Annotated in this window: 24 protein-coding genes, 1 pseudogene and 1 CRISPR repeat array (1 of these 26 only partly in view); of the genes and pseudogenes, 9 read left to right on the top strand and 16 right to left on the bottom strand. The window is 58.7% G+C overall.

Annotation, left to right across the window (positions count from 1 at the left end; genetic code table 11):
- Positions 1-2314: a CRISPR direct-repeat array (repeat unit 29 nt; unit sequence GTGTTCCCCGCGCTAGCGGGGATAAACCG) (it extends 707 nt beyond the left edge of the window).
- A gap of 15 nt (positions 2315-2329) precedes the next feature.
- Positions 2330-2506 (top strand): annotated as a pseudogene (locus ACUTSW_RS16625) (ABC transporter permease); the annotation flags it as partial.
- A 15-nt stretch (positions 2507-2521) separates the two neighbouring features.
- On the opposite strand, the gene ACUTSW_RS16620 reads toward ACUTSW_RS16625, so the two are convergent.
- Together ACUTSW_RS16620 and ACUTSW_RS16615 are read right to left on the bottom strand one after the other, a co-directional pair.
- A complete protein-coding gene (locus ACUTSW_RS16620) occupies positions 2522-3157 on the bottom strand; it encodes a CerR family C-terminal domain-containing protein (protein ID WP_445584917.1) in 636 nt (211 codons plus the stop codon).
- A gap of 30 nt (positions 3158-3187) precedes the next feature.
- Positions 3188-4444, bottom strand: coding sequence for a M24 family metallopeptidase (locus tag ACUTSW_RS16615; protein ID WP_445584916.1), 1257 nt, complete (start codon positions 4442-4444; stop codon positions 3188-3190).
- 368 nt (positions 4445-4812) lie between these two features.
- Between ACUTSW_RS16615 and ACUTSW_RS16610 the strand changes: the two genes are divergently transcribed.
- A complete protein-coding gene (locus ACUTSW_RS16610) occupies positions 4813-5181 on the top strand; it encodes a hypothetical protein (protein ID WP_445584915.1) in 369 nt (122 codons plus the stop codon).
- A 46-nt stretch (positions 5182-5227) separates the two neighbouring features.
- Complete coding sequence (locus tag ACUTSW_RS16605) at positions 5228-5431, top strand: hypothetical protein (RefSeq protein WP_445584914.1); 204 nt, start codon at positions 5228-5230, stop codon at positions 5429-5431.
- Positions 5432-5500: 69 nt separating this feature from the next.
- Here ACUTSW_RS16605 and ACUTSW_RS16600 read toward each other — a convergent pair whose 3' ends face one another.
- Both ACUTSW_RS16600 and ubiU read right to left on the bottom strand, forming a co-directional pair.
- Positions 5501-6379: a U32 family peptidase gene (locus tag ACUTSW_RS16600; RefSeq protein ID WP_445584913.1), complete on the bottom strand. Its 879-nt coding sequence runs from the start codon at positions 6377-6379 to the stop codon at positions 5501-5503.
- A gap of 11 nt (positions 6380-6390) precedes the next feature.
- Positions 6391-7386 (bottom strand): ubiquinone anaerobic biosynthesis protein UbiU, encoded by a 996-nt coding sequence (ubiU, locus tag ACUTSW_RS16595; RefSeq protein ID WP_202291422.1) that lies wholly within the window; start codon positions 7384-7386, stop codon positions 6391-6393.
- 227 nt (positions 7387-7613) lie between these two features.
- Here ubiU and ubiT point away from each other — a divergent pair, with 227 nt between their 5' ends.
- Both ubiT and ACUTSW_RS16585 read left to right on the top strand, forming a co-directional pair.
- Entirely contained in the window at positions 7614-8135 is a 522-nt protein-coding gene (gene ubiT / locus ACUTSW_RS16590; RefSeq protein ID WP_445584912.1) for a ubiquinone anaerobic biosynthesis accessory factor UbiT, read from the top strand.
- Positions 8129-8632: a GNAT family N-acetyltransferase gene (locus ACUTSW_RS16585; RefSeq protein WP_062869342.1), complete on the top strand. Its 504-nt coding sequence runs from the start codon at positions 8129-8131 to the stop codon at positions 8630-8632. The genes ubiT and ACUTSW_RS16585 overlap by 7 nt, the downstream gene beginning before the upstream one ends.
- On the opposite strand, the gene ACUTSW_RS16580 is transcribed toward ACUTSW_RS16585, so the two are convergent.
- The gene (locus ACUTSW_RS16580; RefSeq protein WP_062869343.1) at positions 8619-8921 is read right to left on the bottom strand and encodes a GIY-YIG nuclease family protein; all 303 of its coding nucleotides are present in this window, start codon (positions 8919-8921) and stop codon (positions 8619-8621) included. The genes ACUTSW_RS16585 and ACUTSW_RS16580 overlap by 14 nt on opposite strands.
- Before the next feature lie 758 nt (positions 8922-9679).
- Here ACUTSW_RS16580 and ACUTSW_RS16575 point away from each other — a divergent pair.
- The 3 genes from ACUTSW_RS16575 (at position 9680) to ACUTSW_RS16565 (ending at position 11139) form a co-directional block, all read left to right on the top strand.
- Positions 9680-9838, top strand: a complete 159-nt coding sequence (locus ACUTSW_RS16575) for a hypothetical protein (protein WP_445584911.1) — start codon at positions 9680-9682, stop codon at positions 9836-9838.
- 179 nt (positions 9839-10017) lie between these two features.
- Positions 10018-10452 (top strand): YhbP family protein, encoded by a 435-nt coding sequence (locus ACUTSW_RS16570; RefSeq protein WP_197928844.1) that lies wholly within the window; start codon positions 10018-10020, stop codon positions 10450-10452.
- 48 nt (positions 10453-10500) lie between these two features.
- Positions 10501-11139 carry an NAD(P)H-binding protein gene (locus ACUTSW_RS16565; protein WP_445584910.1) on the top strand — a complete coding sequence of 213 codons (639 nt, stop codon included), beginning with the start codon at positions 10501-10503 and terminating at the stop codon, positions 11137-11139.
- Here the strand turns inward: ACUTSW_RS16565 and phnP are convergent.
- From phnP to phnF, 11 genes are all read right to left on the bottom strand, one after another.
- Positions 11090-11872: a phosphonate metabolism protein PhnP gene (gene phnP, locus ACUTSW_RS16560; RefSeq protein ID WP_197928840.1), complete on the bottom strand. Its 783-nt coding sequence runs from the start codon at positions 11870-11872 to the stop codon at positions 11090-11092. The genes ACUTSW_RS16565 and phnP overlap by 50 nt on opposite strands.
- 150 nt (positions 11873-12022) lie before the next feature.
- Complete coding sequence (locus ACUTSW_RS16555; protein WP_063202367.1) at positions 12023-12625, bottom strand: DapH/DapD/GlmU-related protein; 603 nt, start codon at positions 12623-12625, stop codon at positions 12023-12025.
- Positions 12622-13191, bottom strand: a complete 570-nt coding sequence (gene phnN, locus ACUTSW_RS16550; RefSeq protein ID WP_063202365.1) for a ribose 1,5-bisphosphokinase — start codon at positions 13189-13191, stop codon at positions 12622-12624. Before phnN ends, ACUTSW_RS16555 begins: the two co-directional genes overlap by 4 nt.
- Positions 13191-14327, bottom strand: a complete 1137-nt coding sequence (phnM, locus tag ACUTSW_RS16545) for an alpha-D-ribose 1-methylphosphonate 5-triphosphate diphosphatase (RefSeq protein WP_013811300.1) — start codon at positions 14325-14327, stop codon at positions 13191-13193. Before phnM ends, phnN begins: the two co-directional genes overlap by 1 nt.
- The gene (phnL, locus tag ACUTSW_RS16540) at positions 14327-15031 is read right to left on the bottom strand and encodes a phosphonate C-P lyase system protein PhnL (RefSeq protein ID WP_445584909.1); all 705 of its coding nucleotides are present in this window, start codon (positions 15029-15031) and stop codon (positions 14327-14329) included. The genes phnM and phnL overlap by 1 nt, the downstream gene beginning before the upstream one ends.
- A gap of 15 nt (positions 15032-15046) precedes the next feature.
- Positions 15047-15835, bottom strand: a complete 789-nt coding sequence (phnK, locus tag ACUTSW_RS16535; protein ID WP_445584908.1) for a phosphonate C-P lyase system protein PhnK — start codon at positions 15833-15835, stop codon at positions 15047-15049.
- Positions 15835-16695, bottom strand: coding sequence for an alpha-D-ribose 1-methylphosphonate 5-phosphate C-P-lyase PhnJ (locus ACUTSW_RS16530; RefSeq protein WP_004952938.1), 861 nt, complete (start codon positions 16693-16695; stop codon positions 15835-15837). The genes phnK and ACUTSW_RS16530 overlap by 1 nt, the downstream gene beginning before the upstream one ends.
- On the bottom strand, positions 16688-17773 hold the full coding sequence (locus tag ACUTSW_RS16525; protein WP_445584907.1) for a carbon-phosphorus lyase complex subunit PhnI: 1086 nt from the start codon (positions 17771-17773) through the stop codon (positions 16688-16690). The genes ACUTSW_RS16530 and ACUTSW_RS16525 overlap by 8 nt, the downstream gene beginning before the upstream one ends.
- Positions 17773-18354: a phosphonate C-P lyase system protein PhnH gene (gene phnH, locus ACUTSW_RS16520; protein ID WP_445584906.1), complete on the bottom strand. Its 582-nt coding sequence runs from the start codon at positions 18352-18354 to the stop codon at positions 17773-17775. Before phnH ends, ACUTSW_RS16525 begins: the two co-directional genes overlap by 1 nt.
- Positions 18355-18357: 3 nt before the next feature.
- Complete coding sequence (gene phnG / locus ACUTSW_RS16515) at positions 18358-18801, bottom strand: phosphonate C-P lyase system protein PhnG (protein WP_445584905.1); 444 nt, start codon at positions 18799-18801, stop codon at positions 18358-18360.
- Positions 18802-19527, bottom strand: a complete 726-nt coding sequence (phnF, locus tag ACUTSW_RS16510; RefSeq protein WP_174523968.1) for a phosphonate metabolism transcriptional regulator PhnF — start codon at positions 19525-19527, stop codon at positions 18802-18804.
- A gap of 294 nt (positions 19528-19821) precedes the next feature.
- On the opposite strand from phnF, the gene ACUTSW_RS16505 reads away from it, so the two are divergent.
- The gene (locus ACUTSW_RS16505; protein ID WP_445584904.1) at positions 19822-20880 is read left to right on the top strand and encodes a permease; all 1059 of its coding nucleotides are present in this window, start codon (positions 19822-19824) and stop codon (positions 20878-20880) included.
- The last annotated feature ends 6 nt before the right edge of the window (positions 20881-20886 follow it).

Raw genomic sequence — 20886 nt, 5'->3', positions numbered from 1 at the left:
GCGCACCGTCGTAGTCAGCGGGCAGGAGTGTTCCCCGCGCTAGCGGGGATAAACCGTATCAGATTCCCGTCTCGGTCTACCATGTCTGGTGTTCCCCGCGCTAGCGGGGATAAACCGCAAATGGGCGTCGCAAAACTGGACGGCGTCATGTGTTCCCCGCGCTAGCGGGGATAAACCGGCATGAAGTACGCCGATATTCAGGCATCTGAAGTGTTCCCCGCGCTAGCGGGGATAAACCGGCTGACGATGGTGCTACACAGGCAGTCGCTCAGTGTTCCCCGCGCTAGCGGGGATAAACCGTGATCGTAGGCCGCTCGAAAGAAATCCGTGGCGTGTTCCCCGCGCTAGCGGGGATAAACCGACCCGACAACCCGCATCGAGTTCACCCGCAACGTGTTCCCCGCGCTAGCGGGGATAAACCGAGAACGCCAGCAACACCAGATCCCACCCGTTGGTGTTCCCCGCGCTAGCGGGGATAAACCGAAATAGATCACGATCTGGCATGCGTCGTAATTGTGTTCCCCGCGCTAGCGGGGATAAACCGGATAATTGAGATCGGCGAACAATGCCCCAGCCGTGTTCCCCGCGCTAGCGGGGATAAACCGCGCTGCCTGAAAAATGCGGCTCGCTCCGGATAGTGTTCCCCGCGCTAGCGGGGATAAACCGGTGACAGAGTGGATGAACTTCGGGCTGGGGAAGTGTTCCCCGCGCTAGCGGGGATAAACCGCCACGGAGTAACGGTTCTCCGGCGCGTACGCCGTGTTCCCCGCGCTAGCGGGGATAAACCGCACCCTAATGCTGCGAATCATCTTGCGGTAATGTGTTCCCCGCGCTAGCGGGGATAAACCGCTTTGGCGGCGTCGACCGCTTGGCTGAACACCGTGTTCCCCGCGCTAGCGGGGATAAACCGGCTGAGACTTAACCCAGCGAGTAAATTTTTCAGTGTTCCCCGCGCTAGCGGGGATAAACCGCCCCAGGCTTCCATCACCTTCAGCGCTTCTATGTGTTCCCCGCGCTAGCGGGGATAAACCGTCTGATACCGAGAGCCGGTTACCAGGTTCAGGGTGTTCCCCGCGCTAGCGGGGATAAACCGGTGTGGTCATCATCGATGAAGCGGCTTTCCATGTGTTCCCCGCGCTAGCGGGGATAAACCGCGGGTGAACACCACCAGATAGCGGTCATCAGAGTGTTCCCCGCGCTAGCGGGGATAAACCTCGCAGTAGCGTTTCTCCACCACCGCCATGACCGTGTTCCCCGCGCTAGCGGGGATAAACCGTCCTCGATAAATTTATTGAATTCTTTTATGGCGTGTTCCCCGCGCTAGCGGGGATAAACCGGCCATTGTCTTGTCTCCCGGTTATGGGTTGTAGTGTTCCCCGCGCTAGCGGGGATAAACCGAAGATTTACGCGGATACACCCAGTGCCATTTCGTGTTCCCCGCGCTAGCGGGGATAAACCGGAGCGGATGAACGCTTCTGCTGCTTCTGGGACGTGTTCCCCGCGCTAGCGGGGATAAACCGGTTGCATCCTCTAGCCCTCTTTCCGGATTATTGTGTTCCCCGCGCTAGCGGGGATAAACCGACCGCCCAGACACCAACACTGGCAAGACATGGGTGTTCCCCGCGCTAGCGGGGATAAACCGGGTTAGTCAAAATCTCAACCTCCCTGTCATCCGTGTTCCCCGCGCTAGCGGGGATAAACCGGGGCGGACACGTGGAGCAATGGCGCAATCACTGTGTTCCCCGCGCTAGCGGGGATAAACCGCATGATTATTCCTCTTCGCTACGGATTTGATAGTGTTCCCCGCGCTAGCGGGGATAAACCGAAGGGCAAGGCTGAGGCGATGAAGGCCGGCGATGTGTTCCCCGCGCTAGCGGGGATAAACCGGGATTATCCCGCTGTTGGGTATCGAACTGCATGTGTTCCCCGCGCTAGCGGGGATAAACCGATGACCTGACCCATGCGTTGCGCGATCTGCAGGTGTTCCCCGCGCTAGCGGGGATAAACCGGGCAGCGGGTAGAAGTGGTGGACTCAACAGGTGTGTTCCCCGCGCTAGCGGGGATAAACCGTATTCATCACGATATTCAGAATCACCAACCGCGTGTTCCCCGCGCTAGCGGGGATAAACCGCAATCTGATTTGCGCCGCGTGTGGTGCCGAGGGTGTTCCCCGCGCTAGCGGGGATAAACCGTGGGAGGAAGTCCTTCGCAATAACGATCAGGAGTGTTCCCCGCGCTAGCGGGGATAAACCGTTGTAAACCCAGAGTTTACAGGTGCGCCAGCAGTGTTCCCCGCGCCAGCGGGGATAAACCCTAGGTTCTCGTATTTCCCTCAACCTGGGCCACCAAGGCGTTAACCCAGATGGGGTTGTCGCTTAACGAAGTGTGGGGCGACGTGGTGATGCTGCTGGTGCTGGGGATTATTTATACCTTGCTGGGCGTCGGCGTGGGCTTTCTGCGCAACAGCGTGGCGCTGCGCAGCCTGTTTCGCAAGCGGAGTGCATAGCCTATGCCGCCGTATCTAGTGTTGTGCGGCGGCAACCGACATAACACCTACCAGCCCGGCAATCTGCGCCACCTGTTGCGGCTGCAATGCATTTTCGCCAAGTCGACGCAGCAGGGCCTCCCGCGCCACGGAGAAGGCTAATGCCTGGCCGAGGATGGCGTGAGCGCACAGAATATTTTCCCGCAGGCCCGGGTCTTGACCGCGGATCGCCGCGACTAACTCGCTAACGGCCTGATGCAGCGGCAAAAACAGGCGCGAATACAAGGCATCGAACTCAGCGCTGGGCTGGAGTTGTTCGCGCGCTAATAGCAGACTGCTTGCTGTAGAGGTTTCAGACCCCAGCAAGGCACGGACGAAATCCTGCATCAGCGCTTGCAAAGCTGCTGCCGGCGATTGTGAGTTTGTCAAAAGACGAGGCAATGCCAGGTGTTCAACGATGCCGTTGGCAACGTGTTCAAGCACCGCTAAATACACACCTTCTTTGCCGCCAAAATGGTACGGAATGGCGGACTGATTCACGCCCGCTTCGTCGGCCAGCTGTCGGGTGCGTACGCCTTCCAGCCCCTGTTTGCTGAACAGGCTCAATCCAGCCCGAATAAGCCGCTCCTGGGTTTCGCGGGCTCGTTCACTGAGCCTGTCCTGATCTTGCATGGATTCACCATCTCCTGATAATAGATTCGCCTAGCCTTCTGCCTGCATCAACCGCGTAGAGTTTTCATTGAGCGCCACACCGCCCGAGTCCCCGACCAATACCGTTCCGCCGATGTTGGCCATGTGCCGACCGAAGGCGCAATTAGGCTCGAAAGCGAAGCACATGCCCGCCTGCAGCGGAAGATCGCGCCCTACGGTCGGCAACCGTTTGAGCTGCGCGTAGCGGGCCGCCTCGGGCAAGGATTCTATGCCAGGTGCCGTACCGAAACCTACTGGGCCGTAAGGGTTGATGCTATGGACCAAGGGATGCACATGCCAGCCCCCGGAGGCCAATAACGGTTGCTCCATGGCATCGACTACATCGCCGAAGGTATTGCCCGTGCGTAGCGTTTGTAACCCTGCTTCATAGCTCGCCCTGGCCACCTCGGCGGCGCGCAAGATCTCCGGGTGCACTTCGCCGATGGCGACAGCGGCCTGGTGCTGTGTTTCCATCATACCGTACAGCGCGAAGATCTCCGACAGCACGAGATCGCCTTCCTGCAACACCCGTGGCGCCTGTGCGCGGTATTGCCAGGCCGGTGGCCCCCAGCCGACGTATTCGGGTCCAGAACCCAGCAATAGCTCGGCGGTGTAACCGCCCATCGAAAAGCAGGTTGCCGTCACCGCCGCCACCAGATCCGCTTCGGAAACGCCAGGCCGTGCCGTGGCTCGGAGAGTTTCACACATCGTTTCGCCGATGTGCGCGGCATAGCGTACCAAGGCGAGTTCTTCTTCACTTTTTACCGACGCACGCCGGAAGAATTCACGGTATACCGGTACCCAGGTTGCCGTAGGGAGGGCGTCTGCCAACCCTTGAAAGGTACGAGCGGGCATGGCGCCGTCAAAGTAGAACGGCGGATAGGGCTCTAGCCCGATAATGCCGATGCGTGTTCCCTCCAACCGACGGCTGGCCAGCCAGGCCCCGACGTCGGGGCCGGTTTTGCCGACAAACAGCTGCTCCGCGCCGATCCACTGCAAGTCACCGCGTAATGATGCCTGAAGATGATCGGCCACCATCAGTGAGGCGAAAGTGTAAACCCGCGGGGGTTCATCGCCGATAAACACCACGATAGAGCCGGGGCGGTCGTTGGTGAAATAACAATCCGGTGCGAAACCGGCAGGTGCGGCGGCCTCTCGATCGCCATACACGATCAGGGCTGCCAGGTTCTCTGTCTGAATAATGTCGCGTGCCAGTTGCCAGCGGCGGTCACGTTCGGTACGGGATAACGATTTTGGCGGTATCAACATGGTGTGACTCCTTGTTGCGTGTCAGGGAATCCTGAAATTAATTCATTCAAATGAATTAATCAATGCTTAAATTCTGAACGCAGCGATGAGGTTCCAGATTCTATGGTTGCAGAGCATTAACAGCCTGCTGGGTTGCGGCGTGGGATTTGTGAGCAGAATCTTCCACAAACGGCGGAAGAGTGAATAAATAAAGGCGCCGTACCCGACGTCTTTATTATTTTAATATTATTGATTCGTTTTAATTAAATAATTTAAATCTAAAATTAACGTTTTTGATTAATATTGATTTAATTTGACTTTGTTTATTGTTGCTGATAATTATTGTTTGTTGATCGTGTGGTGGTTTGCAGTTAATAAATCTTCGATTAATGTTAATTGAACATGTTAAATCATTTGTTAAAGGGAAAGATATTATGTCAACAATAAGGGAATTGACGTTAGACGAGATGACGTTGATTGGCGGTTGCGGGGATGGAAATAACGGCGGTGACCGCGACAGAACCGACCGCGGTGCGCCTGATACCTGCGCAAACAAAACAGGTGCCTACATGATTATTGGGGCATTTACGGGTATGCCTGGCGGCCCGCCTGGGATGCTTGGTATGGCTTTCGCTGGCGCCTTAACCGGGGTTGTTGGTTGTGATATAAATAGGCAGTCAAAGAATAACAGTGATAATAAAGGTGCATTGGATGGCAATAGAAATGCTAATAGCGTAAATGGTCAGTGCCGCTGGTAATTACTCATTTATATTACTTTTAAAGTTTTAAGAATAGGTGCTAACTATGGGGCCAGGAAAGCTCGCCAAGTCTTTTGCTACTTTTATCGGGCTGATGATAACCATGCAGTTGCTTTATCACCCGTTATTACTCGCTGGTTCTTCAAGAGAACACGTAGCGAATGCGGCTATTGCTGTTTTTATGGGGTTGGGCGTCAGAAGTTTTTGCCTGATGTGCGTGAGTTTTTATCATTGGTACAACGGAAAGTAATGCGATTTAACGCGAAGCAATAAGATACCGACAGCAGAAAAGTTGTCGGCATCCCTTTGATTAATCCCGCTACTGCACCAGCTCCAACCCCGCAACCCGGCGCCAGTAGCCGTTGCAGTCGGCTTTATCGGCCAAAACCAGCGGTTGCGCACCCTGTTCGTTGGCGCGGAAGCTGTCGATCAGCGCCAGCGTTTCTGCGCTCTGCGGCGAAAGGCGCACGATATCCACCAGCCCTTGCATGCTTTGCAACTCATTGCCGAGGTTATAGCAGTAGCCGCTCATCGTCTGGATGCCGTTGAGCACAAACACCTGCTGTTCCTCCTGCGAACGCATCATCCGCCCTTGCGGGTAGCGGATGCAGCAGGTTTCGCATTCGTCCTTGCCACGGTTCTCCGAACGAGCGGTGAAGCAGCGTGCCGAATAGGCCAGCGGCAGGTGGCCATAACTCAAGACTTCCACTTCGAACTGATGGCGGAAACCCAGCTCGTCGCATTGCGCCAGCAGATTGGCCAGCCAGTCGCGCGAAAGCTCGACCGGCATGCACCAGCGGACCATGCCCTGGCGGTGCAGCAGGCGCAGGGTGTAGGCGTTGTAGCAGTTGAGCGCATGCCCGGCGACGAACGGCAGGCCGCGCTCCGCCGCCATGTTCACCGTGCCCAGATCGTTGGCTTCGATCAGAAACTCGCCGTTCTCCACATAGCGTTTCAGTTCGTTCAGCTCCGACGGCGCTTGCAGCAGCGCCAGGGTGGAAATCACCACCTGCTTGCCGCTGCGGGCGATCTCCTGCGCCAGCGTCAGCCAGTCGCCCACCTTCATTTCGCGCCGCTTGGTGCAGACGCTTTCGCCGAGGTAAATAATCTCCGCGCTGCTGTTCACCGCCTGCCGGTAGAACTCCTCAATCTCGGTTTTCGGCCAGTAGTACAGCACCGAGCCTAATGCGTATTTCATGGTCTCTCCTGCTACTGCCATTTGCGGTGATAGGCGCCGAGCGTAGTCTGCGTGCCTTCGGACATCGCGCCGAGGGCCTCCATCCAGCCTGCGTCTGCCCGGTAGGTGGCCGGGTCGGCCTGGCAGCGGTCTATCGCCTGGCGCCAGATGCGCGCCACCTGGCTGACATAGGCCGGGCTGCGCTGGCGCCCTTCAATCTTCACCGAAGCGATATTGGCGGCCAGCAATTCCGGCAACAGCTCCAGCGTGTTCAGGCTGGTGGGCTCTTCCAGCGCGTGATAACGCACGCCGTCCACCCGATAACGCCCTTTGCACAGCGTCGGATAGCTGGCGTTTTCATCGTCCTGATAACGGTCGATCAGCACGTCGTTCAGGCGCGATTCCATGCCCTGTGCGGTTTTCTGCCAGCGTACGTAGCGCGCGGGGGAGCAGGCGCCGACGGTATTCGGCGATTCGCCGGTCAGGTAGGAAGAGAGGTAGCAGCGCCCTTCGGCCATGATGCACAGGCTGCCGAAAGCGAACACCTCCAGCGGCACCGGGCTGGTGCGCGCCAGCTGTTTGACCTGATGCATCGACAGCACGCGCGGCAGCACGACCCGGCTGACGTCAAAATGGCGCTGATAGAAACGGATCGCCTCTTCGTTGGTGGCGGAAGCCTGCACCGAGACATGGCGTTCCAGCTGCGGATAACGTTCGGCAGCGTATTCCAGCATCGCCAAATCGGCCAGGATCAGCACGTCCGCACCCAGTTGCGCCGCCATGTCCACCGCCCGTTGCCAGCGGCCATAGCCGTCCGGGTGGGCGAAGGTGTTGATGGCGATATGCAGTTTGCGGCGGTGCCGGTGCACGTACTCGACCGCTTCCTGCAGCTTTTTCTCGGTGAAGTTGAGGCCGGCAAAGTGGCGCGCGTTGGTATCGTCTTTCAGGCCGATGTACACGGCGTCTGCGCCGTTATCCACCGCGGCTTTCAGGGCCGGAAGGTTACCGGCGGGACAAAGCAGCTCCATAGATTTATCCTGGTTAACAAGGGCTGTCGGCGGCGGTATTCAACCGGCAAGCGCCCATCGGGGAAGCAATTTTAGTGAAAGCGCGGCGAACAGGTTTTGATTTGAGGCAGCTTCTGGCGTATTGATAAAGCCGGCGGCCAAATGCACTATTTGTTGATATAGACCGCTTCAGGTGCGCGCCGATGTGGCAAAATAGCGCTAGTCTGTGTTGAAAGGAGTGAACGACAGTGTTGGAACAACTACGAGCACGCATTGTGCGCCAAGGGCCGTTGCTGCTGCGCGTACCGCTAAAATTCACGCCGTTTGCCTTGCAGCGGCAGCTTCTGGAACAGGTGCTGGGCTGGCAATTCCGCCAGGCGCTGGCGGATGGCGATTTGGCTTTTCTCGAATCGCGCTGGTTGAAGATCGAAGTTCGCGATCTGGCACTACACTGGTTTATGACGGTAGAAAACGACAAACTGGTTGTCAGCCACCACGCCGAAGCTGATGTCAGTTTCAGCGGCGACGCCAACGATCTGATTCTGATCGCAGCGCGTAAGCAAGATCCCGATACGCTGTTCTTTCAGCGTCGGCTGCAGATTGAAGGGGACACCGAATTGGGCCTGTATGTAAAAAATCTGATGGACGCCATCGAGCTGGAAGCCATGCCTGCGCCGTTGCGCATTGGCCTGCTGCAACTGGCTGAATTTGTGGAAGCAGGATTGCAGGAGGGCACGGTGCAGACTTCCCGTGTGCCGGTAGCATGCTGATCCGCGTAGAAATTCCGGTAGACGCGGCGGGGATTGATGCCTTGCTGCGCCGCGCCTTTGGGCGAGATGACGAGGCCGATCTGGTGCAGCAACTGCGCGAAGACGGCCTGCTGACCCTGGGCATTGTCGCCACCGACGACGAAGGCGGCGTGGTGGGTTATGCCGCGTTCAGCCCGGTTGATGTCGCCGGAGAAGACCGGCAGTGGGTCGGCCTGGCGCCGCTGGCGGTGGATGAAAGCCTGCGTCGCCAGGGGCTGGGCGAAAAGCTGATTTACGAAGGGCTGGATTCCCTGAACGAGTTCAGTTACGCCGCCGTGGTGGTGTTGGGCGATCCGGCTTACTACGGCCGTTTCGGCTTTAAACCGGCCGCTGCCTATGGCCTGCGTTGCCGCTGGCCGGGTGCCGAAGCCGCGTTCCAGGTTTATCCGCTGGCGGAAGACGCGCTGAACGACGTGAGTGGGGCGGTGGAATACTCCGAGCCGTTTAACCGGTTTTAACCTCAGCGCTCGGCAGTAAATAATCCAATGAGGGCGGCGGGTGACTTACCAACCGTTCTTTTTGTATTTTGCTCAGCTGCTTTACCCGATATTCCAGCCTCAGCGCCGTCGAGCGATCCCCCACCCGGCAATGAAACGCCAGAGTCAGTTCCCCCTTTCCCCGCAACGCCTTGGCGCCTTTGCCCGCCTGATGCTGCGCCAACCGCCGCGCTACGTCGGTGGTGATGCCGGTATACAGCATGCCGTTCGGCAAACGCAGCATATAGAGGTGCCAGGTTGGAATGTCCATCATTGGGTCCCAGTTGAGAGTTGAGCGTTACTATAGGCAACGTCAGGCTGCCGCTGAACCCTTTTTTTTCGACATGCTTTAACTTGTTGATTTTAAACATGCTGAATGGGCAGGCTGAAAAAAGCCTTTTTGGGGGAATCGTGGTGTTACTCTTCAATAATCAGCTGATTAGCGCTAATCTTCAACGGTTCACTGCCGTACAGGCAGCTTAGAAATATGACACCGATCGCAGCCGTGGTGTGAGCCAGTTCACTGCCGTACAGGCAGCTTAGAAATACTGCATTTTCATCATATGAAAAAGGCTTACGTTCACTGCCGTACTGGCAGTTTCAAAACCGATGATAATGTAATTGCATTTTGCTATTTTTCATTAAGTTGGACGTATTTATACTGTGGCTTGAAAAGATCAAAGTTACGACAGACGATGCATTAAATTCCATGGCTATTTATTAATTAGCAAGATTATTAATTCTCATAAATTAAAATAAACTTGGTAGTCTTTTTTTGGTGGCGTTGTTATGTAAAATAAACCTGAAAATAAGGTAAGATAAGGTTTGTTTTTATGTGCATGGCTTGTTTTTAACTTTATGATTTTTATGTAATTTAATGAAATTAAGATGTGTTTTTTTAATTGAAGTTATTAAAGTTAATTAATTTAATGATGTTTTTATTGAGGATTAAATCACAAGGTAATAAATTTATTTCACTCTCAGGGTATGAGAGCAAGTTAATTAATTGCTCAATTAAATGGAGTTACTATGAAATACTTTCTGATGGGCGCTTTACTGTTAGCCGCTAACGGTTCTGCTTTTGCTGTTGAGTTATCGAAGTTTGACCGTGTAGAGCATAAAGAAAATATAATTTGTTGGCCAAATGGTGAATGTGTCGATATTGATGATCCAGGTAACCACCCATAATAAATAATAATGCAATGCGTTAGCTTGTGCCTTACTCGGCAGTATCCTGATGTTGTCGAGTTATACACAATTTCAAAGCCATCAACTTGATACGCGAGTTGATGGCTTTGTTGTTTTTGTCGACGCTGCAGCCCCTCCATAATCAATATAAGATAGCGCCACTGAAGGGGAGAAATGATGTGAACAATCTTGATCAGCAACAGCTTATTACGCATTTTATCGGCAAGCAGCATGTGCTGACGCTGTGCGCCGGCAACGGCCTGGACATGTGGTGCGCCAACTGTTTTTACGTGTTTGACGCCGAGCAGATGGCGTTGTGGTTGATGACCGAAACCCACACCCGCCACGGCGAGCTGATGCTGCAAAATGCCCGTGTCGTGGGCACTATTGCGCCGAAGCCAAAGACCATCGCGCTGATCCGCGGCGTGCAGTACAGCGCCGAGGCGGTGATGCTGAGCGGTGATGAAGAGGCGCTGGCGCGCGCCCGTTACTGCAAGCGTTTCCCGATTGCCAAAATGATGAAAGCGCCGGTGTGGCAGCTGAATTTGCAGGAAGTGAAGATGACCGACAACACCCTGGGATTTGGTAAAAAACTGCATTGGACGCGGGCCTGAGCACAACACACTATACTTTTTCAGAGTCATCAATCGGCGGGAGAGTCTATGGCACGGGTATTAATTGTAGGGGCCACCGGGCTGGTGGGCAGCGAGCTGTTGCAACAGTTGCAAGGCGATCCGCAGGTGACGGCGATTGTGGCACCGACGCGCCAACCGCTGTCCCCAAACGAAAAAACAGATAACCCGGTGGGCGAGGATCTGTTCGCGTTGCTGAGCGGCCTACAGTCTCCAGTCGATATTATTTTCTGCTGCTTGGGCACTACCCGTAAAGCGGCCGGCAGCGATGCCAATTTCCGCTATGTCGATTATCAGTTAGTCGTCGAAAGCGCGCTAACCGGGCGGCGGTTGGGGGCGCAGCATTGTCTGGTCGTCAGCGCCGTGGGGGCGAACCCGCGTTCGTCATTCCTCTACAACCGTACCAAAGGCGAAATGGAGCAGGCGCTGCGTGAGCAGAACTGGTCACGCCTGACGCTGGTGCGCCCCTCAATGCTGTTGGGCAATCGCCCGTCGCCGCGCTTGATGGAGCGGCTCACCGCACCGCTGTTCAAACTGTTACCGGGCAAGTGGCGCTCGGTTGCCGCCAAAGACGTGGCGCAGACTCTGCTGGAACAGGCGTTCAGCCCTGGCAGCGGCGTTACGGTGCTGGAGTCCGACCAACTGCATCGCTATGGCAACGTACACTGAGATTATCGAAAGCCAGTTCCATGCCCGGCGGCAGTTCGTTGTCCATCAGCCATAAATCGAGATGATGGCTGATATGCGTCAGCAGCGTGCGACCTGGCTGCAAACGTTGTTGCGTCTCCTGAGCGCGGGTCAGATCGTTATGATTGCGCGGCGCCTGGGGTTGTGGCGGCAGGCTGCAATCGAGCACCAGCAGATCCAGCGTTATTTTGCGCAGGAAAGCCTCGGTGTCCGGCGGCAGGCCGACGGTATCCGTCAGATAGGCCAGCGCGTAGCCTTCTGCCTGGACCAGATAACCCAACGTCGGTTTGGAATGTTGCAACGGCAGCGGGGTGATATGCAGCCCACCCAGTTCAACCCTTTCGAAGGGGGTTAACGGCGGTTGAAACGCCAGAATACCGGGGTGTTTAAACAGATCGTCGCAGCCTTGTTCATCCGCCGGGCCGTACACCGGAATGAAATTTCCGCACCCCCAACGCAAAGGAAATAACCCCTGAACGTGATCCATGTGGTAATGTGTCAGTAAAAAACGTTGAATTTCCCCCGCCGAAAAGCGCCGTTCCAGCGACGGCAATCCCGCATCCAGCAAGGTCGTTTCCCCCTGAAATTTGAGCATCGCACTGCATGGCCGTCGCCGGAATGCCGGTTCGCGCCGCGCCCGCTGGCACACCAGGCAATCGCAACCGAAAACCGGGGTCTGCTGGGCACCGCCGGTGCCGAGAAACGTCAATTGCATGAGTTGCTCCTTTACCCTTCGCCTTTCACGCCGCAGCGTTGTTGGCTGCATACGCGCACCTCAGTCACTTACTTGAGTAAGCTCCTGAGGATTCACGCATTTGCCGCCTGGCTGCAACGCGAAATTCATTGGGTAAGATTAATAAGGGTTTTAAAGGTACTTCTCCGCAAAGGCGTTGATATCGCGGAAATCCGCCAGTCGTTCCTGCAATGTCTGATGATCCCAGTGCCACCATTGGCTGCGTTCGATGCGTTCAATCAAGGCATCGTCAAAGCGCATGCCGATCTTTTTAGCCGCTACGCCGGCGACGATCGCATAAGGTTCGACGTTTTTGGTCACCACCGCCGCGCTGCCGATCACCGCGCCGTTGCCGACGCTCACACCGGGCATCAGGATGGCGTTATGGCCGATCCACACGTCGTGGCCGACGGTGACGTGGTGCTCGCGCCGCCAGTCGAAGAAAGCCTCGTCATCTTCCCCCAGACCGTACTCGGAAGCGCGATAGGTGAAGTGGTGCTGGGCGATGCGCTGGTAGGTTGGGTGGTTGCCGGGATTGATGCGTGCGTAAGAGGCGATCGACACAAACTTGCCGAGGGTGGCGTAAAAAATCTGGTTGTGCCCGGCGGTATAAGAATAGTCGCCCATTTCCACTTCTTCGAGGATCGCATCGTCGGCCACATGTACGTACTGGCCGAGCCGGGTGCGGTTAAGGATCACGTTGTCGCCGATTCTCGGTTGTGCAAAGTCGTTCATTGCGTGGCGTCCTGGGGGTGTTTGGTTGAAGCCGGTAACAGCGCCAGCAGCGCCGTCAGGGTGTCTTGCAGGTCGCCATCGTTCGCCAGAAGGCGGCAACCGGCGGGCAGTTTTTGCTGGTACTCCGCCGCCCGTGCCAGCCGTTGTTCGATTTGCGCGGCGTCTTCACGCCCACGGTTTTGCAGGCGTTGGCGCAGCACGTCGGTGCTGACCTGCAGGCAGACCGGCAACAGCTGCGCACCGTAGCGCTGCTGCGCCTGCGGCAGATGGGCGCGCGAACCGTTGACCACCACGTCGATCCCTTGCAACAGCCAAAGATCCACCTCGATCCCAAACGCGTAATGGTGCTGGTGCGCCTGCCAGTCGAGAGCGAACAGTCCCTTGGCGCGGCGGCGCAGAAACTCAGGCTCGCTGAGCGCAATATGGTTTTCGCAGCCGGCATCCGCCGGCCGGGTGATATAACGGTGCGCCACCAGCGGCGCACTGTCGGCATCGGCCCTAAGCTGCGCAAGCAGGCTGTCTTTGCCGGAGCCGGACGGCCCCATCAAGTAGATAAGCTGCGCCATCAGAACACCTGCTTGCCCTGGCGCCAGACGTTCTGCACGTAAATGTGCTCGCCGTGCGGCCGCGCCAGCACCAGATCCGCCCGCAGCCCCTCGGCGATGGAGCCGCGATCGTGCAGATCCAGCGCCTTCGCCGGGTTGCTGGTGATCATCTGCACCGCTTGCGGCAGGCCGTAGCCGTTACGTTCGTCGGCCGCGATGCGGAATGCCGCATCCAGCAGGCTGGCCGGGTAATAGTCGGAAGACAGAATATCCAACACCCCCAGCGCCGCCAGATGGTGCGCCGCCACGTTGCCGGAATGGGATCCGCCGCGCACGATGTTCGGTGCGCCCATCAGGACCTGCAACCCCTGCCGGTGCGAGGCGCGGGCGGCGTCCTCGGTGGTCGGGAACTCCGCAATCGCGCTGCCCAGCGCGCAGGACTCGGCCACGTGTTCGGCGGTGGCGTCGTCGTGGCTGGCGAGGGAGATTTTACGCGCCCGGCAGTGGGCGGCGATCGCCTCGCGGTTCGGCGTGGCCCAGCGGGCGGAAAGCCCGATCTGCTGCTCTTCGTACTCGCTCATCTGTTGGTCATTGAGATGATATTTGCCCTGATAATACTCACGGTATTTTTCACGGGAGGCGAACTGGCGCTGGCCCGGCGAATGGTCCATCAGCGACACCAGCGATACCCCCGGTTTGTCCATCAACTGCTCGAACAGCGACAGGGTGCTCTCGTTCGGCAGTTCGCAGCGCAGGTGCAGCCGGTGCTCGGCGCGGTTGACCCCGGCGCGCTGGCTGTGGATCACCGCGTCGATCATTTTTTGCAGGTTCTCCAGCCGGTGGCCGCCGTCGCGCACGTCACCGATCGCCACCGCGTCCAGCACCGTGGTGATGCCGTTGGCGACCATCAGCGCATCGTGGCTGCTCATCGCCGAATGCGCCGGCCAGTCGACGTTGGGCCGCGGGGTGAAAAACTTGTCCAGATTGTCGGTGTGCAACTCAATCAGCCCCGGCAGCAGCCAGCCGCCTTCACCGTTCAGCGCCTGCGGCAGTTGGCTCGGCGTATCGGCGAAGCTGCGGATCACGCCGTCGTTAATCTCCAGCGAACCCTCGACAATCTGGTCTGCCAGCACCAGTTTCACGTTATTGATGATCATCAGAAGATCTCCAGCGCCTGGGGCGCTTGCATGTCGTATAACCGGTCGGCGACCTGTTGGCGAACGCCTTCGTCATGGAAAATGCCGACGATCGCTGCGCCGCGTTGCTTGGCCTGTTCTATCAGGCCGACCACCGCCGCGCTGTTGCGGCTGTCGAGTGAGGCGGTCGGTTCGTCGAGCAGCAAAATCGGGTAGTCGACAATAAAACCGCGCGCGATATTCACCCGCTGCTGTTCACCGCCGGAGAAGGTCGAGGGCGCCAACTGCCACAGGCGCTGCGGCACGTTGAGCTGGTTGAGCAGCGTCTCGGCGCGTTCGCGGCATTCGGTACGCTCGACGCCCTGTTCCAACAGCGGTTGCATCACCACGTCCAGCGCGCTGATGCGTGGGATCACCCGCAGAAACTGGCTGACCCAGCCGAGGGTGTGGCGGCGGACCGCCAGGATCTGGCGCGCTTCGGCCTGCACCATGTCCAGCCATTCGCCCTGATGATTGACCCAGATATGGCCGCTGTCGGGCAGGTAGTTGGCATACAGCGAGCGCAGCAGGGTGGATTTACCGCTGCCGGAGTGGCCATGCAGCACCACGCATTCGCCGCTGCTGACCGTCATGTTGGCGTCATGCAACACCGGCAGGCGCGTGCCGTGCTGCTGGTGGAGCACGAAGGTTTTGCTGAGGTGTTCAACCCGGATTTGAATCGTCATTGTTATCCCCTAGTGTTACGACAGCACCGAAGAAACCAGCAGCTGGGTATAAGGATGGTGCGGATCGTCCAGCACCCGGTCGGTCAGGCCACTTTCCACCACCTGGCCCTCTTTCATCACCAGCAGCCGGTGCGCCAGCAGGCGCGCCACGCCGAGATCGTGGGTGACGATCACCGCCGCCAACTGCATTCCCACCACCAGATTGCGCAGCAGATCGAGCAATCGCGCCTGCACCGAGACGTCCAGCCCGCCGGTCGGCTCGTCCATGAACACCAGCTTCGGGTGGGTCACCAGATTGCGGGCGATTTGCAGCCGCTGCTGCATGCCGCCGGAGAAGGTGGTCGGCAGATCGTCAAGGCGCGACACCGGGATCTCCACGTCCTCCAGCCACTGGGCAGCCTGGCGGCGGATGTCGCCGTAGTGACGCTGGCCGATGGCCATCAGCCGTTCGCCGATGTTGCCGCCGGCGGATACTTTGGGCCGCAGCCCGTCGAGCGGGTGCTGATGCACTACGCCCCAGTCGGTGCGCAGCAGGCGGCGGCGATCGCTCTCCGCCATCGCGTACAGGTCGTGCTGTTGCCCGGCCTGCGGGCGATAGAGGATCTGCCCGTGCTGCGGCGCCAGCCGTGCGGAGATGGATTTCAGCAGCGTGGTTTTACCGGAGCCGGATTCGCCGACGATGCCCAGCACTTCGCCGGGGTAGATATCGAAAGAGACATCGCTAAAACCTTTGCCCGGCGCGTACAAATGGGTGAGGTTGGCCACCGACAACAGCGGCGTGGTGCTCAGGGGTTGGGAAATCATCAGTGCTGCGCCTCTTGCGAAGGTTGCGCCAGCTGCTGCCGGCAGTAGTCGGTGTCTGAGCAGACGAACATGCGGTTGCCCTGGTCGTCGAGTACTACCTCATCCAGATAGCTGTGGCGCGAGCCGCACAGCGCGCAGGGTTCATCCCACTTTTGCACGCTGAACGGATGGTCGTCGAAGTCCAGGCTTTCCACCTTGGTGAACGGCGGCAGGGCGTAGATGCGCTTCTCGCGCCCGGCGCCGAACAGTTGCAGCGCCGGCATCATGTGCATTTTCGGGTTGTCGAATTTTGGGATCGGCGAAGGGTCCATCACGTAACGATCGTTGACCTTCACCGGATAGGCGTAGGTGGTGGCGATATGGCCGTAGCGCGCAATGTCCTCGTACAACTTCACCTGCATCACGCCGTACTCTTCCAGCGCGTGCATTTTTCGGGTCTCGGTTTCGCGCGGTTCGATAAAGCGCAGCGGCTCCGGGATCGGCACCTGATAAATCAGGATCTGGTCTTCGTGCAGCGCCGTTTCCGGAATGCGGTGCCGGGTCTGGATCAGCGTGGCTTCCGGCGTGCGTTCGGTGGTGGCTACCCCGGCAACGCGCTGGAAGAAGCGGCGAATAGACACCGCGTTGGTGGTGTCGTCGGCGCCCTGGTCAATCACCTTCAGCACGTCGGCGCGGCCAATCACGCTGGCGGTCAGCTGAATGCCGCCGGTGCCCCAGCCGTAAGGCATCGGCATCTCACGGCCGCCGAACGGCACCTGATAGCCGGGGATCGCCACGGCTTTAAGGATGGCGCGACGGATCATGCGTTTGGTTTGCTCGTCGAGATAGCCAAGGTTATAGCCGGTCAATACTTCACTCATTGCGGGCCTCCTGACGCTCGCTGAACTCCTGCCGCAGGCGCTTGAGCAGCTCCAGCTCGGCCTGGAAGTCAACGTAGTGCGGCAGTTTGAGGTGGGAAACGAAGCCGGCGGCTTCGACGTTGTCGGCATGGGCCAGCACGAACTCTTCATCTTGCGCCGGGCTGGCGACGCCTTCCTGGTACTCGGGGCTTTGCAGTGCGCGGTCCACCAGCGCCATGCTCATCGCTTTACGCTCGGCGCGGCCAAACACCAGGCCATAACCGCGGGTGAAGTGCGGCGGCCGGTCTTCCGGGTCGACAAAGCCGTTGACCATTTCACATTCGGTCAGCAGGATTTCGCCGATATCTAGCGCGAAACCCAGCTCTTCAGGCACGATCTCCAGCGAAACGTAGCCGGTCCGGATCTCGCCGGCGAACGGGTGGGTACGGCCGTAGCCGCGCTGGGTGGAATAGCTCAGTGCCAGCAGGAAACCTTCGTCACCGCGCACCAGCTGTTGCAGCCGCGCCGAGCGTGAACAAGGGTAAACCGGCGGGTTGCGGGTGATGTCGTCCGGCACGCTGCCGTCGTCTTGTTCCGCCAGCGCCAATTGTTGTTGGCTGAGCAAATCAAACACGTGGGCGCAATTTTCCGGCAGCGGTTCGTCGGCCTGCGGCGCGCGCGGTGTTTCACCTTCCGCCAGCAGGGCAAAATCCAGCAGCCGGTGGGTGTAATCGTAGGTTGGGCCCAGCACCTGCCCGCCGGGCAAATCCTTGTAAACCGCCGAGATACGGCGTTCCAGCCGCATGTTTTCGGTCGCCAGCGGTTCGCTGACCGCCAGACGCGGCAAGGTGGTGCGGTAGGCACGCAGCAGGAAAATCGCCTCGACCAGATCGCCGCTCGCCTGCTTGATGGCCAGCGCGGCCAGTTCGGGATCGTAAATGCCGCCTTCGGTCATCACCCGATCCACCGCCAGCCCCAGTTGCTGTTCAATCTGCTGGATGCTGAGCGCCGGCATGCTGTCGTCGCCGCGCCGCAGCTGTTCCTGTAACTGATGGGCGGCCTCAATGGCTTTTTCGCCCCCTTTAACGGCTACGTACATCAGCACACCTCCACGCGGGTGGTCCGCGGCAGCGCCAGCAGGCGATCGCCGCAGGTCAGCAAAATATCCAGCCCCAGCGGAAAGCGCAGCGGGCGGTTAATGAGAAAATCCAGCAGCGCCGGCGGCAACTGTGGTGAAACCTGGCGTTGGCGCTCAATGCCGGGGCCGGTCAGGCGCAGCGGGGTGCCTTGTTCCAGCCCATTGAGCTGCACGATGACCGTGGCGCCGAATTCCGGCGAGATTTCACTGCCGTGCGGCAGCGCCAGTAAATCGGCGGCCTGCAACTGCGTATCGAACAGGGCAAAACAGACTTCTTCAGGCTGGGCCGCCAAGGGTGCACCGCTGTGGAAGCGAATGTTTGTTAGCACTTGCTCACTTTTAAAGGCTTCACACAGCTGGATCGGGGTTTCCTGATCCGCCAGCGTCAGCAACGCGGCGGTGCTGGCCGAGTTCAGTGCACCCCAGGCCGGGCCGCCTTGCAGCGTGACGGTATGGCCCGGTTCGCTTAATGCCTTGAGAATCAGGCGAAAAGCGTGCTGCGATTGGTCTATAGGCTGTTCAAATCCGGTTAACAGGCTCATCGGTTAATCCCCCCGAACCAGCGTAAAGAAGTCGACTCGGCTGGAGGCGACAGAGCGGGCACGCAGCTGGCGTTGTTCGTGAAGCAGAGCGGCCAGCGGTTCAATCAACCGCTGTTGCAGCAATTCGGTTTGATCCGGCTGTTGCAGCAGGGCGTCTGCCAGCGCGCAGAGTTCGGCATGCGCCTTGTCGCGCCCGGCGATATAGCTGTAGCCATAGCCGCCGTTTTCCAGTTGCACCACCGCACGGGTGACGGTCATGTCGCCCAGCACAAAGCGGCGGCCGGTGGCGCCCATGCGCCCTTGCAGTTGCGCCAGTCCAATCTCCGGCGCGCGAATGCTTTGGTAGCGCGGGCTGAGGTTCAGCGCCTGCCAGTGGCTGCGCAACTGGGCCGGCTGGCTGTGCGCCAGTACCGACATCCAGCGTTGTCTCGGCTGTAAGGCTTCCATTTAGTGCTCCATCGTCAGTTCAATCATGTCGGCGCGCGCCAGGCTGACGGAGTATTCCGCCACGTTGTCTCTGCCGGTGCAGACGTTCAGAGTGCGCACGCACAGCAGCGGCGCGTGGGTAGCGATCTCCAGCAGCCGGCTCTCTTTGGCCTGGGCCCGGCGGGCGCTGATGCGCGTCTGGCTGCGGGTCAGCGGCTGGTGAATATGCTGTTCGATAAACTCGTGCAGGGAGCCGCTGTGGAACTGTTGCAGGGCCGGCCACCAGTCCAGATCGGGCAGATAATGGTCGATCAGGCTCATCGGCACGCCGTTGACCCGGCGCAGGGTGCGCAGGTGGATCACCGTTTCGCCTTCTTCACGCGATAGCGCGCTGGCGATATGCCCATTGCACGGGCGTAACACAGCGAGTAAGCGCTCACTGGTGGGGTGGCTGCCCTGCTCGAACAGGTTCTGGCTAAAGCGGGTATTGGCATGCAGCGGGTAGTCATAGGGGCGCATCAGCACCAATATGCCGATGCCGTGCCGGCGTTGCAGCCAGCCGCGATCCACCAGTTGATCCACTGCGCGGCGCAGGGTATGGCGATTGACCTGGTAGCGATCCGCCAACTGTTGCTCGGAAGGCAGATAGTCGCCACAGCGGTATTGGGTGCGTAACTCTTGTTCCAGCTGCGCGGCGATCTGCTGGTAACGGGTAGGAAAACTGGTCGGATGTCTAGATAAGTCCATCATAATAAAAACCTCGGCGTGCCGGATACCCATTAAACTGTATGATTTATCAGGATTTCTTACAGTACTGGTGCTTACCCTATGACGTTCAAATTGCAGCTAACAACGCTACGGCTTGAAAGGCGACGGGTATGCCCTTTGGCTTTCAAGTTGGCATTATGTTGCCGCCGCCAGATGACAATCGCGTTACGCGCCGGTGGCGAACAGATGAACTATTTTGGACAGGCCGATGATGCGCAGGGGCCGGCGGCGCGCTAAGCTGGCGTTATCGATGCACTGACCTGAGCCACCCCTATGCCGCAACCTTTGACCGCTTCTGAAAATACTTCCCGCGCCTGGCCGCTGTGGAAACCGATCCTGTTCTTGCTGGTGGTGGCTATCGGCCTCTACTACGTCAAATGGCAGCCTTATTACGGCAAAGCCTTTTTGGCGGCGGACACGCACTCCATCGGCAAATCGATTCTGGCCAATGCCGACAGCAACCCGTGGCTGGCGGCCTGGCACTATGCGCTGGTGTATTTCACTGCGGTGTGGAAGGCGGCGGTGCTCGGCGTGTTGCTGGGGTCGCTGGTGCAAGTGCTGATCCCACGCGACTGGCTGCTACGCACCCTGGGCCACCCGCGTTTCTCCGGCACTCTGCTGGGCGCTGCGATCGCGCTGCCGGGTATGATGTGTACCTGCTGTGCTGCACCGGTGGCCGCCGGGCTGCGGCGTCAGTCGGTCTCCAGCGGCGCGGCGATGGCGTTCTGGTTGAGCAACCCGGTGTTGAACCCGGCAACCTTGATTTTTATGGGCTTTGTGTTCGGCTGGCCGTTTGCCGCTATTCGGCTGGTGGCTGGGGTGATTATGGTGCTGGGCGTCGCCTGGCTGGTGCAACGGATCACCGCCAGGGACCCGCAGCCGGCCGCTCTGCAACCGCCAGCGGTGCCGCAGGTGAGAACCGAGGATCGGCCGTTCCTCGGCCGCTGGTTGAAAGCGCTGTGGGCGCTGTTTTGGGCGACCATTCCCGTTTACATTGTGGCGGTGCTGGCGCTGGGTGCGGCACGCGTGTGGCTGTTCCCGCACGCCGATGGGGCGATAGACAATAGCCTGCTGTGGATTATCGCCCTGGCGATCGCCGGTTGCCTGTTCGTGATCCCCACCGCAGCGGAAATTCCGATTGTACAGACCATGATGTTGGCGGGCATGGGCACCGGCCCGGCGCTGGCGCTGCTGATGACCCTGCCGGCGGTCAGCCTGCCTTCATTGCTGATGCTGAACAAAGTCTTCTCCGCCAAAGCGCTCTGCCTGACCGCATTGCTGGTGGTGTTGTGCGGGATCGCGACGGGTCTGGTGGGAATGGGGTTGATGTGACTTATT

Source organism: Serratia sp. TSA_198.1 (genome assembly GCF_052686505.1).
This window is presented reverse-complemented; position numbering and strand designations above follow the sequence as displayed.

Coding starts and splice junctions, on each gene's coding strand:
- ACUTSW_RS16620 (WP_445584917.1), bottom strand. CDS start 3,157: ATGCAAGATCAGGACAGGCTCAGTGAACGAGCCCGCGAAACCCAGGAG.
- ACUTSW_RS16615 (WP_445584916.1), bottom strand. CDS start 4,444: ATGTTGATACCGCCAAAATCGTTATCCCGTACCGAACGTGACCGCCGC.
- ACUTSW_RS16610 (WP_445584915.1), top strand. CDS start 4,813: ATGTTAATTGAACATGTTAAATCATTTGTTAAAGGGAAAGATATTATG.
- ACUTSW_RS16605 (WP_445584914.1), top strand. CDS start 5,228: ATGGGGCCAGGAAAGCTCGCCAAGTCTTTTGCTACTTTTATCGGGCTG.
- ACUTSW_RS16600 (WP_445584913.1), bottom strand. CDS start 6,379: ATGAAATACGCATTAGGCTCGGTGCTGTACTACTGGCCGAAAACCGAG.
- ubiU (WP_202291422.1), bottom strand. CDS start 7,386: ATGGAGCTGCTTTGTCCCGCCGGTAACCTTCCGGCCCTGAAAGCCGCG.
- ACUTSW_RS16585 (WP_062869342.1), top strand. CDS start 8,129: ATGCTGATCCGCGTAGAAATTCCGGTAGACGCGGCGGGGATTGATGCC.
- ACUTSW_RS16580 (WP_062869343.1), bottom strand. CDS start 8,921: ATGGACATTCCAACCTGGCACCTCTATATGCTGCGTTTGCCGAACGGC.
- ACUTSW_RS16575 (WP_445584911.1), top strand. CDS start 9,680: ATGAAATACTTTCTGATGGGCGCTTTACTGTTAGCCGCTAACGGTTCT.
- ACUTSW_RS16565 (WP_445584910.1), top strand. CDS start 10,501: ATGGCACGGGTATTAATTGTAGGGGCCACCGGGCTGGTGGGCAGCGAG.
- phnP (WP_197928840.1), bottom strand. CDS start 11,872: ATGCAATTGACGTTTCTCGGCACCGGCGGTGCCCAGCAGACCCCGGTT.
- ACUTSW_RS16555 (WP_063202367.1), bottom strand. CDS start 12,625: ATGAACGACTTTGCACAACCGAGAATCGGCGACAACGTGATCCTTAAC.
- phnN (WP_063202365.1), bottom strand. CDS start 13,191: ATGGCGCAGCTTATCTACTTGATGGGGCCGTCCGGCTCCGGCAAAGAC.
- phnM (WP_013811300.1), bottom strand. CDS start 14,327: ATGATCATCAATAACGTGAAACTGGTGCTGGCAGACCAGATTGTCGAG.
- phnL (WP_445584909.1), bottom strand. CDS start 15,031: ATGACGATTCAAATCCGGGTTGAACACCTCAGCAAAACCTTCGTGCTC.
- phnK (WP_445584908.1), bottom strand. CDS start 15,835: ATGATTTCCCAACCCCTGAGCACCACGCCGCTGTTGTCGGTGGCCAAC.
- ACUTSW_RS16530 (WP_004952938.1), bottom strand. CDS start 16,695: ATGAGTGAAGTATTGACCGGCTATAACCTTGGCTATCTCGACGAGCAA.
- ACUTSW_RS16525 (WP_445584907.1), bottom strand. CDS start 17,773: ATGTACGTAGCCGTTAAAGGGGGCGAAAAAGCCATTGAGGCCGCCCAT.
- phnH (WP_445584906.1), bottom strand. CDS start 18,354: ATGAGCCTGTTAACCGGATTTGAACAGCCTATAGACCAATCGCAGCAC.
- phnG (WP_445584905.1), bottom strand. CDS start 18,801: ATGGAAGCCTTACAGCCGAGACAACGCTGGATGTCGGTACTGGCGCAC.
- phnF (WP_174523968.1), bottom strand. CDS start 19,527: ATGGACTTATCTAGACATCCGACCAGTTTTCCTACCCGTTACCAGCAG.
- ACUTSW_RS16505 (WP_445584904.1), top strand. CDS start 19,822: ATGCCGCAACCTTTGACCGCTTCTGAAAATACTTCCCGCGCCTGGCCG.